12 protein-coding genes, 1 tRNA gene, 1 other RNA gene and 1 pseudogene are annotated in these 12,886 nt (G+C 67.4%); 7 read left to right on the top strand and 8 right to left on the bottom strand.

The annotated features are described in order from the left end of the window. Positions 1-215: 215 nt before the first annotated feature. Both QH168_RS04700 and QH168_RS04695 read right to left on the bottom strand, forming a co-directional pair. Positions 216-611, bottom strand: coding sequence for a hypothetical protein (locus QH168_RS04700; RefSeq protein ID WP_280233168.1), 396 nt, complete (start codon positions 609-611; stop codon positions 216-218). A gap of 136 nt (positions 612-747) precedes the next feature. After that, positions 748-1,320 (bottom strand): HhH-GPD-type base excision DNA repair protein, encoded by a 573-nt coding sequence (locus tag QH168_RS04695; protein WP_280233167.1) that lies wholly within the window; start codon positions 1,318-1,320, stop codon positions 748-750. A gap of 404 nt (positions 1,321-1,724) precedes the next feature. Between QH168_RS04695 and QH168_RS04690 the strand changes: the two genes are divergently transcribed. Next, on the top strand, positions 1,725-2,531 hold the full coding sequence (locus tag QH168_RS04690; RefSeq protein WP_280233166.1) for a methyltransferase domain-containing protein: 807 nt from the start codon (positions 1,725-1,727) through the stop codon (positions 2,529-2,531). Between the two features lie 153 nt (positions 2,532-2,684). On the opposite strand, the gene QH168_RS04685 is transcribed toward QH168_RS04690, so the two are convergent. Continuing rightward, positions 2,685-3,974, bottom strand: a complete 1,290-nt coding sequence (locus QH168_RS04685; RefSeq protein WP_280233165.1) for an aminotransferase class I/II-fold pyridoxal phosphate-dependent enzyme — start codon at positions 3,972-3,974, stop codon at positions 2,685-2,687. A 107-nt stretch (positions 3,975-4,081) separates the two neighbouring features. Then, positions 4,082-4,176: signal recognition particle sRNA small type (gene ffs / locus QH168_RS04680), an RNA gene on the bottom strand. A gap of 122 nt (positions 4,177-4,298) precedes the next feature. Here ffs and QH168_RS04675 point away from each other — a divergent pair. The 3 genes from QH168_RS04675 to QH168_RS04665 all read left to right on the top strand — a co-directional run bounded on the left by QH168_RS04675 (position 4,299) and on the right by QH168_RS04665 (position 6,473). Next, on the top strand, positions 4,299-5,276 hold the full coding sequence (locus tag QH168_RS04675; protein ID WP_280233163.1) for a hypothetical protein: 978 nt from the start codon (positions 4,299-4,301) through the stop codon (positions 5,274-5,276). Between the two features lie 88 nt (positions 5,277-5,364). After that, a tRNA-Ser gene (locus tag QH168_RS04670) sits at positions 5,365-5,449 on the top strand. A gap of 205 nt (positions 5,450-5,654) precedes the next feature. After that, the gene (locus QH168_RS04665; protein WP_280233162.1) at positions 5,655-6,473 is read left to right on the top strand and encodes a preprotein translocase subunit SecD; all 819 of its coding nucleotides are present in this window, start codon (positions 5,655-5,657) and stop codon (positions 6,471-6,473) included. A gap of 58 nt (positions 6,474-6,531) precedes the next feature. Here the strand turns inward: QH168_RS04665 and QH168_RS04660 are convergent, their stop codons facing one another. Next, on the bottom strand, positions 6,532-7,248 hold the full coding sequence (locus tag QH168_RS04660) for an MBL fold metallo-hydrolase (RefSeq protein WP_280233161.1): 717 nt from the start codon (positions 7,246-7,248) through the stop codon (positions 6,532-6,534). A gap of 280 nt (positions 7,249-7,528) precedes the next feature. On the opposite strand from QH168_RS04660, the gene QH168_RS04655 reads away from it, so the two are divergent. Next, positions 7,529-8,242: a hypothetical protein gene (locus tag QH168_RS04655; protein WP_280233160.1), complete on the top strand. Its 714-nt coding sequence runs from the start codon at positions 7,529-7,531 to the stop codon at positions 8,240-8,242. 35 nt (positions 8,243-8,277) lie between these two features. Here QH168_RS04655 and QH168_RS04650 read toward each other — a convergent pair whose 3' ends face one another. Further along, positions 8,278-9,267, bottom strand: a complete 990-nt coding sequence (locus QH168_RS04650; protein ID WP_280233159.1) for a phosphatase PAP2 family protein — start codon at positions 9,265-9,267, stop codon at positions 8,278-8,280. 178 nt (positions 9,268-9,445) lie between these two features. Here QH168_RS04650 and QH168_RS04645 point away from each other — a divergent pair, with 178 nt between their 5' ends. Beyond that, positions 9,446-9,808 carry a hypothetical protein gene (locus QH168_RS04645; protein WP_280233158.1) on the top strand — a complete coding sequence of 121 codons (363 nt, stop codon included), beginning with the start codon at positions 9,446-9,448 and terminating at the stop codon, positions 9,806-9,808. Positions 9,809-9,860: 52 nt separating this feature from the next. Here the strand turns inward: QH168_RS04645 and QH168_RS04640 are convergent, their stop codons facing one another. Further along, entirely contained in the window at positions 9,861-10,619 is a 759-nt protein-coding gene (locus QH168_RS04640) for an SDR family oxidoreductase (RefSeq protein ID WP_280233157.1), read from the bottom strand. A 162-nt stretch (positions 10,620-10,781) separates the two neighbouring features. Next, entirely contained in the window at positions 10,782-12,473 is a 1,692-nt protein-coding gene (locus tag QH168_RS04635) for a WS/DGAT domain-containing protein (RefSeq protein WP_280233156.1), read from the bottom strand. A gap of 128 nt (positions 12,474-12,601) precedes the next feature. On the opposite strand from QH168_RS04635, the pseudogene QH168_RS04630 reads away from it, so the two are divergent. Continuing rightward, positions 12,602-12,886, top strand: a pseudogene (locus QH168_RS04630) (cytochrome b); the annotation flags it as partial.

Genomic DNA, 12,886 nt, shown 5'->3' with positions numbered 1-12,886 from the left:
CCCCGTCGGGTGCGGTGGCCGCGCCCGGCCGGGCGGGGCGTCGGACCAAGACGCGAACCCCCCCCCCCGGGCGCGGGGCGCCTGTGAGGGTGGCCCCGCGCGCGCGGGCGGTGCTGTCGACGATTGCCCCCCCCCCACCCACCCCCCCCGCCCGCCGCGGACCCCCCCCCCCGCGGCCGGGGCCCGCGGGCGCGCCGCCACGGCCCCGCGATCGGTCAGCGGACTACACAGGCGCTACCGAGGTTCGTGCCCTCCCCCACCTGAATGGTGGTGCTGACGGTTTCGTCGGTGCCGACATGGACGGAGGCGGTGATGACATGCTCACCCGGTGTGGCAGGGGTCCACCGCTGGGTGACGGTATCGCCGTTGACCTCTTTCGGGCCGCCGTTGCCTCGGATCTCCCAGCCGTTGTCCCGGAAGATCGTGCGGTGCGCGATCGAGGCATCGACGATGGCCTTGATCTCGTAGGAGCAGGTGGTACCGAAACCGTTGCCGAGGCCGGGCGATACGGCGACACTGTGGACCACGGCCGCCGAGGCCTGCGGCGCCGCCATGACCAGACCGGCCGCGGCCGTGAGGAAGACAGGGCCGAGTACGCGCGTTGAACGCATGATGGTGAACTCCTGATTTCGGAAGTGATGAGGGAAAGCAGCCCGCCGGAACGGTTCCGGCGCAACTGACCCACCGTTCACCATCTCCCTCACACACCACAAGGCACAAGAAGTGGTGGCACACCCGGCCCGCCGGTCAACTCTTCTTGGCGGCGGCCTTCATCTGCTTCTTGAAGGCGCGGACCTCGAGGAGGGTTTCCGCGTCGACGATATCGGCCGCGGAGCGGCGTGAGCCGGGTTCGGCGTAGGCGCCGGCGGCGGCCTCCCAGCCAGCGGGCCGGATATCGAGCTGTTTGCCGAGCAGGGCGAGGAAGATGCGGGCCTTCTGGTCACCGTAGCCGGGCAGGTCCTTGAGGCGACGCAGCACTTCTTTGCCGTCGGGGTCGCCCTTGGTCCAGATGGCTTCGACGTCGCCGTCGTAATGCTCGATGACGTAGCGGGCGAGGTCCTGGGTGCGCCGGGCCATCGACCTGCCGTAGCGGTGGATGGCGGGCGGGGTCGCGCACAGTTCCTCGAACTCGGCGGTATCGGCCTCGGCGATCCGGTGGATATCGAGCCCGCCCATCCGGTCGGCGATCTTCTTCGGACCGCGGAATGCGTGCTCGAGCGGATACTGCTGGTCCAGCAACATGCCGATGACCAGGGCCAGCGAGCTCTCCGACAGCAGCTCGTCCGCCTCCGGTTCCTGCGCGAGAGTCAGCTTGCCCATGATGCGCTCCTCCTACCCGTCCGGACGTCCCCCGATCATCCCACTCCGCACGCTTCCATCGCACGAACCCGGCTCGGTACAGGTCGGGCTCCGCCTCGCCGCTGCCGACCGCCACGGTCCGTCGCTGGCAGTGGACGTCGACGGGCCGAATCCGAGCGCGCGGCTCCGACGGACACCGCGGACCCACCCGGCCGCCCCTCGGCGATCGACGTGGATGGCCCCATTTCCGACCCTGCATCTCGGCCTACAGCAGCCGGACCAGCACAAACGCGCGGCATCAGGTTACCGAGCGGTAGTGACTCCGGTCACAGGCCTGCGTCGCGGGCATCGACAGGCCCACGTAGGCTCGGCGCATGCCCCAAACGGCGATACCCACATCCGCAACACCCACGATGGATGGACCCATGAACAGCTTCGGGTTACGTCCCGACCGCTTCGACTCCGCGGGCCAGGAACAGTTGATCGACGTGCGCGACCTGGAAGCCGCGCTGCCCGGATTGGCGCGACTGCGCGACTGGGCCCATGACGCGCTCGCGCTGCGTCCCGGTGAGACCGCCGTGGACATCGGCTCCGGCACCGGCTCGGAGGTCATCACCTTCGCCGAGGCCGTCGGCCCGGAGGGCACCGCGCTCGGCGTCGAACCCGATCCGCATCTGCTGGTCTCGGCCGAACGCAACGCCGCCCGGCTCGGTTCGCGGGCGCGGTTCCATTCCGGCGACGCCTACGGCATCCCGTTCGGCGCCGACACCTTCGACGCGGTGCTGTGCGAGCGCGTCTTCCAGCACCTCACCGCACCCGATCGCGCGGCCCGCGAGATCGCGCGGGTGCTGCGCCCCGGCGGACGGGTCGTTGTGGTGGATTCGGATTGGGGAACCGCGATCGTGCACCCCGGTGATCGGCGGGTGGTCCGCGAGGTGGTCGACACCCTCGTCGCCGCGACCACCAACCCGTTCTCCGGGCGCAGGCTGCCCGGCCAGCTGACCAAGGCCGGGCTGGTCATCGACGATATCGGCTCGCATGCGCTGGTCCAGGACCGTTCGGCGGGCGCGGGCGCGCTCGTCTCGCGGGTTTCCGCGATGGCGGTCGCGCGCGGGTCGATCACCGAGGCCGAACGCGATCGGTTGCTGGCCGACCTGGCCGCGGGCGCCGCCAGCGGCGATATCCATCTGTCGGTGACGATGTTCGCGGTGCTCGCCCACAAACCGGCCTAGGCGAGGACAGACGATCGCTCAGCCGACGACGCACCGGCCGAGCACACCGTGTGATGGTCGGCCGATCACGATGCGCCGCTCGACCGGCTCCCTCGAACAGACAGCGACCCCGGCCGAACGCGAAGTTCCGCCGGGGTCGCCGTCTCGGATCTCCTAGGTATCCAGCAACTTCTCCGTGGCCGCCAGCAGTACGCAGGTAGCGAGCCCGTCCATCGCCTTGGCCAGCTCGTCCAGCGAGGGGAAGCTCGGCGCGATACGAATGTTCTTGTCTTCCGGATCTTTCCGGTACGGGAAGGCCGAACCGGCGGCGGTCAGCGCGATACCGGCGTCCTTGGCCAGGGCGATCACCCGGGCCGCGGTGCCTTCCATGACGTCGAGGCTGATGAAGTAGCCGCCCTTGGGTTCGGTCCAGGACGCCACCTTCGACGCGCCGAGCCGTTCCTCCAGAATTTTCAGCACCAGCGCGAATTTCGGTTCCAGCAGCGCGCGATGCTTCTGCATATGCGCGCGCACCCCGGCGGCGTCGGTGAAGAAGCGCAGATGACGCAGCTGGTTGATCTTGTCGGGGCCGATGCTCTTCTTACCCGCGTGGCCGAGGTACCAGTCCAGGTTCGCGGTGGAGCCGCCGATGAAGCTCACACCGGAACCGGCGAAGGTGATCTTCGAGGTGGAGGCGAACACCAAGGGGCGGTTCGGGTTTCCGGCCGCCTCCGCCATCCCGAGCACATCGAGCACGGGGGCGGCGGTATCGGTGAGCGGGTGCACCGCGTAGGCGTTGTCCCAGAACAGACGGTAGTCCGGGGCGGCGGCGGGCATCGAAACGAGTTCGCGCACCACATCTTCGGAGAAGACGACACCGGTGGGGTTGGCATAGTTCGGCACCGCCCAGAGGCCCTTGATCTGCGGATCGTCGGCCAGCAGCGCCGCGATGGCCTGAGTGTCGGGGCCGTTGTGGCGCATCGGGATCGCGATCATCTCGAAGCCGAGCGCCTCGGTGATCGCGAAATGCCGGTCGTAGCCGGGGCTCGGGCACAGGAACTTCACCGTCGGCTCATCGGCCCAGCGGCGCGGCGAATCCGGTGTGCCGTAGAGGGTGGCGAAGGCGATGACATCGTGCATCAGCTCGAGGCTGGCATTGTTGGCGGCCAGCAGGTTCGATACCGGGATGCCGAGCAGCTCGCCGAAGATGGCGCGCAGTTCCGGCAGGCCGTGCAGGCCGCCGTAGTTGCGGCAGTCGGTGCCGGTGCCGTCGCGGAAATCGCCGTCGCCGGGCAGCGACAGCAGCGCATCGGACAGATCGAGTTGTTCCGGCGAGGGTTTACCTCTGGTCAGATCCAGCGTGAGCTTCTCGGTTCGGAGCGTCGCGTAATTCGCGGTCTGGGTCTCGTGTTCGGACACGAGCTCCGCATGGCTCATCAAACCGATCTGCGTTTGCCGGGGCATCCTTGGCAGCCTTTCCAAGCAGCGTGGGTGGTGGGATTCGGGGGCCGATCACTCGGCATACCCCGGTCAACGTTACCCGGCGATTGCTGCGAATTGGGGGCGATGAAAATAGGGGACCCCGCGCACCCGGCAGAGCCCGTTGACCCTTGCTGCCTTCCGGCCCTGGGGGAGTTCACAGGATGCGCGCCGCGCGGGATCCGTCGGCCAGTGTAGCGGTCCGCGACGGGGTGCGCGCAGACGGGGGCAGCGCACGACAAGATCGCTGGCTACGATCCTTCTGAATATCGGAGGGGCCTTTGCCCTCAGGCACGAGGGGATCGACAGATGACGAACCAGAATCCGCCCGACCAAGGCGGCCCGGAACCGCAGTGGTGGGAAACACCGAACGCGGGCGCCGGTGCCGACCCGTCCAGGTCGGATCCGACCATCCTGCGGTCCGACCTGAATCAGCCGGTCGCCGATCCGACCATCCTGCGCTCGGATCTGAACCCGCCGGGTGATCCGTACGCCAGTGGCGCCAACCCGTACGGCGGTGCACCGTATCAGGGCGCGAACCCGTATCCGAGCGGCGCCAACCCCTACCCGCCCGGCCCGCAACAGCAATGGGCTCCCGGTCCGGGCCAGCCGGTACCGCCACCCGGTTTTCTGCCGCCGCCGCAGCGGCAGGGTGGCAACAAGACGCCGTGGATCATCGGCGGTTCGATCGCCGGGGTTGTGCTGCTGGTGCTCGTGATCGGCATCATCGCCATCGCGAAGGCCGCCTCCAAGGACGAGGGCGAACAGCCGTGGGAGGGCAATTACGCCTTCAAGGAAGGCAATGCCTGCGAACTCGTCGACCTCGCCGTTCTCGAGCAGTGGGCCGTCAACCGGGATGAGACCACGCACAAAGAGGACGGCCCGATGGATCGCATCGGCGGCGGTGACCTCAGCTGCCGGGCCAAGAACACCAACCCGGGCGAGGACGGCGGCGATGCGTCGCTATCGCTCGAAGTGGCCTTCGACACCAAGTACCAGGACGAGCCCCGGTACGACATGTGGAAGAGTTTCGACACCGGAACCACCGGCACCGGATACGACAACGGCACGGTGAGCGGGCTCGGCGAGCGCGCGTACTACGCCACCGAGGAACGCACCTACAGCTACATTCCCAGCACCCTCGATCACATCGTCGCCGTCAACGACAGCAATATCTCGGTCAAGGTCGAGATCAGCGTCTCGTCGATGGACAGCTTCGACCGCGACGCCATCGACAAGGCCGCGCGGGCACAGGTCACGAAGGTGCTCGACGCGCTGCGCAAGTAGCCCGGCCCGACGCACTCCAGCGGGGCCCATGCCCACCCCGACCGGCCCGTTTGGCATCCTCCGTGGTGCACCCGGTATGCTGCACCACGGAGGATTCGCCTAGTGGCCTATGGCGCTCGCCTGGAACGCGGGTTGGGTTAACGCCCTCAGGGGTTCAAATCCCCTATCCTCCGCCGAGACAGCGGGTCAGGACACCTTTCCAGTGTCCTGACCCGCTGTCGTTCGTCCACTGGCGGGCGAGTCGTCTCGGACAGCGCCGAATGAGCGACAGCGCTGGGCCACGGCAATCGTTTACGCTCGGCGAAACACAGCTGAGATCGGGGGCCAACCGTGAGCGATTCGACACGATCCGGACGAGTTCGCATCGCGGTGCTGGCGATGACGATCGGAGCGGCGGTACTCACCGGATGCGGTGACGAACAGGGCAAACCATCCGCACAGCAACTACCCCCGGGCACACCGGTCACATTGACCGCACACACCGCCGACGGCACCCGGCCGACCCCGGAAACCATGCACGCCACACAGCAGATCATCCAGTGGCGGGCCGAGGGTATGCAGCTCACCGGCACGACCGTGACGATCACCGATGACGCGGTGGTGATCACCGTTCCCGGTGACGACGGGACGAAAGCGCGCGCCCTCGGGCAGACCGGGCGGCTGCACATGCGGCCGGTGCTCATCGCTACGGCGCCGAAGGGCGCGGAGCCCGGCGCCACCGACCCGACGACCGCCAAGATCTCCCGGCAGAGCATCGATCCCGTGGCTCAGCAGCGGGCGCTGGCCGAACTGGACTGCGGTACACCCGATCCCCTGCGTAGCGGCGACGATCCGCAGCTGCCCCTGGTCACCTGCTCCACCGACGGCACCGAGGTCATGGTCCTCGGGCCGTCGATCCTCGACAACGATGCCATCGACGACGCCGAATCGCAGTCGGCCCCGCAGACCGGCGGCCCGATCATCGAGGTGACTTTCACCCAGGCCGGGGCGGAGATCTTCGCCGAGCACACCGCCGAGAACATCGGTGCACGATTCGCGTTCGTCGTCGATACGAGCGTTGTCAGCGCGCCGACGATTCAGCAGGCCATCACCGGGGAGTCCACCCAGATCGCCGGGAATCTCACCGCCGATTCGGCGCGGGAGCTGGCCAATTCGCTGCGGTTCGGCGCACTACCGGTGACGTTCGTCGAACGCTAGCCTTCGGCGATGGTGGCGCGGTCGGCGAGTACACCGCGCCCTCGGCGGTCGGCACGGCTCAGGCGACCATCCGCTGCTCGTAGTCCGTGGCGAGTTCGCGTAAGGCGGTCGCGCCGTCACCGAGGAAGCTCGAGCCGTGCATGATCGCGAGGGTGGTCGGCTGTAGGTCCGCGAGGCGGTAGAGGGCCGCGGGGACAGCCGGGCCGAGCGAGGTCGCGTGGAAGACGTCTTCGGCGGCCGAGGCCGGGCCGACCAGGTCGGCGGCGGTCAGCGCCGGACCCTTGCCCGCCTGGGACATCAGATCGCCACAGAACAGCGTGCCGGTGGTCTGCTCGTAGAGCACCCTGGCTTCCCAATTGTGTGGTGCGTGCGGGGTATCGATGTGTTGTACGCGGCGACCACCGAGATCGAGGACTTCACCATCGACCATCCGGCGCGGCGGTCGGTCGGCCATATCGTCGATGGAGACCATACAACCGAGTTCACCGTGGGCGACCTGAGCGTTCGGCGCGGCGGCGAGGAACAGGTTCATGGCGCCGCACTCGTCGGCCTCGACGTGCCCGAAGGTGATCCAGCGCAGCTGCTCGACCGGCCTTATTCGTTCGATCTGCGCCGAGACCATCGGAAACAGCGCACGCATACCGGTGTGGAACAGCAGCGGTTGCTCGGCGTCGACGAAGAACTGGTTGAAGGTGAACCCGGCAGGCCCCACGTCCGGGATGAAGGTGGAGATGCGATAGATGCCATCCGCAATCTCATCGGTGTGGGTATCCATGACAGAGCCCCTCGTAGTGCCGACCCCCCTCCGTGAAATCATGCGCGACCTCGCATATTACTCGCGTAGACGGGAATCTGAAACGGCACAAAAGAAGACATCCGGTCGGTTTATGACGCCAGCATCCGACGCGCATGAGTACACCATGCCCAGCAATGGGCATATCGGTTCGGCCCGACTTTCTGAAAGCAACTTAAGGTTGCTTCAGGCTAGATTCAGCCGCACCTGAGACGGTAGGCGGCAACTTCGAAAAAACAACCCTCACTGGAGGTTTCGTCCGATGCTCCTGCGCAAGATTACCGCTGTATCCACCCTGGTCATCGCAGCTACGGTCGCCGCGGTCGGGCCTGCCGGCGCGAATCCGCATGTTGCACAAGCCGACGCGGTGAACTACACAGCTACCACTACTCAGACGAATAGTGTGATAACCGTCGATTCCGGCTCACTCACCGCCGATAACGGCGTTTTCGAAATCAAAGCCCCCAATGGCACTGTGCTCGCGGGCACTCCGCTCGAATTCCGCGTCGATGATTTCATCTTCCCGATCGCCGCCGATATCCAGGGCCGGACCGCGACGCTCACACCCCGATTCGACCTCGAACACGCCACCTACCGCCCGGTCGCGCTGCCCTTCGAGGACGAGGCGCGCTGGGCCACCCCGTACGACCGTGAGGTCGCGGCGTTCACCCGACTGAAGGACACCATCGCCACCGGCGCATCGATCGGCACCATGGTCGGCGGGATCGGCGGCGGACTGGTCGGCTGCGTCCTCGGCGGCATCGCCGGTGCCACGATCGCAGCGGCGACCATCGTCGGCATGTTCGGCCCGTTCATTCCGGCCGCGGCGGTCGGTTGCCTCGGCGGCATTCTCGCCATCGGCGCCCTCGGCACGCTCGCCGGGCAGATCCTGATCACCGCCCCTGTCGCGATCGCCGCGCTGACGCAGTACTTCACCACGATCAACGAGCCGTTCACCCCGCGCCGTACCAAGTGAGCGGTTCCGCTCGATGAATGCCGTCGGCGGCCGGTTCAGCTTTCCTCGGAATCGGCCGTCGACGGCGCACGTGTCTTATCCGGCGACACCACGCGCGGCTCGCCCGGCGGCGGTCGACGACGCTCCCACGCACGGGCGAGCAGAATCGTCACCCCGACGTAAGCCCAGCCGAGCAGTACATCCACCGTGTAATGCTCACCGCCGTAGATCAGCGTGAACGCCATGGCCGGTGGATACAGCGCCAGGATCACGCGGAACCATTTCGGCGCGAACGGCCACAGCGCCACCGTCACCATCAGCGAGAACGCCGCATGCAACGATGGAAGGGCGGCGACCAGATTGCCTTGCGCTTCCAGCCAATCCGCGCTGGCGTCGAAGGACACCATCCCGAATCCGAAGCCGCTGACCCGGCCGACCTCCTCGGGGATCACCCCCTCCCGCGAGGCGTACCAGGGCGGTGCGGCGGGGACAAGGATGTAGGTGAGCAGCCCGAGATACGACAGCAGCACGATACGGCGCATGTACTTCGACCACCGGCCGCGTGACTGTACATAGAAGATGGCCGCCACCAGCCAGGGCACGATGAAATGACTGGTGTAGACGATGCCGGTGAGCACCGACCACCACGGCCGGTCGGTGCCCGTCACCAGGTGTTCCTGTAGCCAGACCGTGGGAATGACCCCGCCGAACAACCAGCTCTCGACCGTCACCAGTTCCTCCACCCGGATCGGCATGCCGAGTTTGTCGGCGATGCCGCGGGTGTGGTCGTACACCACGAGCGCGGCGATCAGCGGCACCCAGTCGACGAGGATCCGCAGATGTTCGCGCCACGGCCGATGGGGATTGAAGGCCGCGATGCCGACGACGATCCAGGCCGCCTGATAGACGCGGTCGGTCGGTATTCCGAAGACGATGCTGACCACGGCCAGGGCCGCCAGGTATCCGCACCAGACCCCACTACGAAACAATCGGCGCCTCGGTCGCTGTTGTTGTGCGACCGTCGTGTTCGCCGTTGGCACGCCCATCTACCCAGTTTCCACGCACGACGCTGCGACTCGCGCGACATACCGAAGAAGTCCAGTGTCCGACACCACGGTGAATTCGTTTGCTGAAGTGTTGCTGAATCCTGATGGGCGGGATACGGTCATGCCCGACGGGAGACGGACGACTCCCAGGCCGTTCGCACGGGATCGGGAGAATTCGATGGGCAACACGACCAATAGCTGCCACCTTGCTCGTACCGGCCGCAGCGCGGGCATGATCGTGGCCGACACGCCGGTCGACGATCTGCTGGCGACCAAGGAATTCGCCGTGAACGGCACCCCCGTCCGAGTGATGATCGGCCGCCCGGAACCGTACGCGACCGGCCGCGGCTGGCGCTGCCGGATCCGGGTGGAGCGCGGCGCTTCCCGCCTGGAGCAGTCCCAGGTCGTCGCACCCGACGAATCGTCGGTGGTGCGGTTGGCCCTGGAACTGGTCACCTCCCGGCTCGGCGTCAGCGAAACCCAGTTCTTCGAAGGCGCCACCGTCGGCCCCGGCGCGGTTGCCGGGCGCTCGCGCGACTGACCAGACCGGTCGCCGGTCGCGGGAGCGCCCGGCCCGTGGTCGGGCTCCGGCATCAGCTGGTGTGTTCGGCGAGGAAGTCGGCCCAGGTCCGCTTGCCCGCATCGGCATCGAAGACGAGGTTCTCGCCGGCGCGGTAGGCGCGGCCGAGCCGACCGGGCACCGGGATCGGCAACAACAGGCGGCGTTTTCCGGCGGCACGCAGGTACTGGCGAGTGACGGCCGTCAGCTCGAGCACCTCGGGTCCCACGAGATCGCGCACCAACCCGGACGGTTCGCCGAGAGTGAGGTCGACCAGCCGCTGCGCCACTTCGGCCGACTCCACCGACTGGAACCGCAGCCCACCGACCGCCGGTATCACCGGCGATTTCGACATGGTGCTGACCAGGGTGAACACCAGGTCGTGAAACTGCGCCGCGCGCAACGTCGTCCACGGCACACCGGACTCCGCCACCACCTTCTCGGCCGCCGCCTTCTGCCGGTAGTACCGGACCGGCAGCGCATCCGGCGCGGTGACCGAGATGTAGACGATATGGCCGACGCCCGCGCGGGCCGCCGCCGCCATCAGCGTGCGAGTGGTCTCGGCGTCGGTCTTGGCATCACCGGCCAGGTGCAGGATCGTGTCGACGCCCGTGACGGCGGCGTCGATGCCCTCATTCTTCAGCAGGTCACCCGGCACGAATTCGACCCCGTCACGGATATGCCCGCCACGGCGGCTCAACACCCGGAACGGCACGCCCGCCCGACTCAGCAGCGGCGTCACATGGCGTCCGAGGGTGCCGGTCCCGCCGGTGACCAGAATGTTCGAAGGCATGCCGTTCTCCGTTCGCATCGCGTCACCGGGCGTCCCGGTGATCAGCCGTCTACGTATGGGACGAGTGGCGGCCGAAGAATGTGACGGCTCGGCCGGACCGTGACCACTGTCTCACCGCAGATGCGGGGATCCGGGATTCACGGCCGACCGCGGCCATCACATCTACTCTGCCGCGCCCGTCCCCTCGGCGAACGCGGTCACTGCCGTGCGCACCATATCCGCGTATTCATCCAGTTCGGGGACTGTTTCCGGGTCGGCGTGGATCGAGATCGTCACGGTGTCGCCGAGACCATGAATGCCGTGGGTGAGGTGCATGACGGCGCCGAGAGCCGGGAATCCGGCGGTGAACAGGACCGGCGCCGAGCCGAAGGTCAGATCGGCTGGTCCGCGGTGCACGCTGGAGACGACGGTATGACCCGCGATCGAATCCGGGACGGTGTCGATCGGATAGCGGTCGACGTCGCGCCGCAGGATCGGGGCGGGCAGCCCGGCGGTCACCCGGTCCTGCACCGCGAGCAACGGATGCGCGGCACGGGTCCGGCGCGCGGCCAGATCGGCGGCGATCCGCTCGGCCCGGCGCCGAGGGTCGGGCTCCCCGGCGAACAGATCGATGCCGAGGCTGCGGTAGTTGTTGTGCGCCGCGGACGGTTCGGTGAGCGCCATCGGCACCTGCGCCCCCAGCCGATCCGCCGATTCACCCCGACCGAGCAGATAACGTTCCAACGCCATTGATACAGCGGTCAGCGCCACCACCGTCACGCTGAACCCGGACACCCGCAACTCCCCCGCCGGGCACACGATCATCCGCACTCGATGCCCACCGACCTCCCCCGGCCCGTTCAGCACACCGGGCGCGAACCCGCCACCGGCCTCCGGCAGATCCCCTGCCGCCGTCAGCTCGGCCAACTCACGCTTGGCCCGATATGCCCGCACACCACCCGCCATCGTGCGGGCCATCCCCACCGGAATACCTACCACCGCCACGCCGAGCCGAACCAGATCGACGCCGGAACGCACGAGATCGCCCGCCGAACATGCGGCGCGACGCACCAGCTCCCCGCCCCGATCGACGGCGCTGGTCCGTGTGCCGATGCGCTCGCTCTGAGCAGAACCGCCGTCATCGGCGAGGCCCGCATGCCCCCCGGTTCGCACCGCCACGGGGATTCCGGTCTCACCGGGACGGCCGTTCTCGACCGATCCCACAACGGCCTGCGCCCCATCATCGCCGCGAACCTGTTGCCGAGGGTTCGATGCCCGCCGACCGGGCAGCGTAGGAGAATCCGCAAGCTCCGAGGTGGGCGTGGCGAGAAGCACCGCCGATGGTGAGAACAGAGCGCGCGCCAGGTCGGCAGCCCGTTTGCCATCGGCCAGAGCGTGCGACATCTGCACTACGGCCACCGTCACCTTGCGCCGATCAGCGGACCCACCCGACGCTCCACCGGCGCGCTCCTCGGTCGGCCCAGCATCACCGCGCGCACTCTCCGGCAGCGGCGCCCCGACGATTCCGCGGAAGACATGGATCCGCCACGGACGCACCGCGGCGTCGACGCCCGTGTCGAGCAGTTCGCCGAGAGCATCCTCCAGACTCGTCCAATCCGATTGCGGGAGGCGATGTTCGATGAACTGTTCCGCATCGAATTCGCACGGCACCCATACGGGATAGGCGAGGTCGTGGGGAGCCGAGCGCAGGCGCACACGAAGGCCGGGGACGACAGCGCTGTGTGATTCGATCTGCGTGCGCAGCTCAGCGGTGCTCAGGCCGGATTCGGCGAAGCAGTACAGCAGGAACAGGTCATTGCGGGTGCGGCGGGACAGCCAGTACATCGTCGTGTCCTGCGGCCCCACCATATTCATGGGGCCGACGATAACGACCGGGCGGCGAGACGGCAGCGGTGGGCGGAAAACCATCGACTGGTCACCACAGGCAGTGCTACCGTTTGTAGTAGAGCCCCATTCACTCTATCCAGGGTCGGGTGTCGACAATGGCTGCACTAGCTCGCACTATTAGTTCGCAGGCCAACGCGGTGGACGATCGGTATCGCGCCGCGGCATTCGTGAAGCGCTCCATCAACAAGGTCTTCCCGACCCACTGGTCGTTCCTGCTCGGTGAGATCGCGCTCTACTGTTTCATCATCCTGCTGCTGTCGGGTGTGTACCTGACGCTGTATTTCGATCCGTCGATGGCGCATGTGACCTATGACGGTGCGTATCAGCCGTTGCGTGGTGTGGGTATGTCGCGGGCGTACGAGACGGCGTTGAACATCTCC

Origin of the sequence: Nocardia cyriacigeorgica, assembly GCF_029868385.1 — a bacterium.
In the GTDB taxonomy this organism is placed as follows: Bacteria; Actinomycetota; Actinomycetes; order Mycobacteriales; family Mycobacteriaceae; genus Nocardia; species Nocardia cyriacigeorgica_F.
Note: the sequence above shows the minus strand (reverse complement) of the source record. Positions and strands in the feature narration are given on the sequence as shown.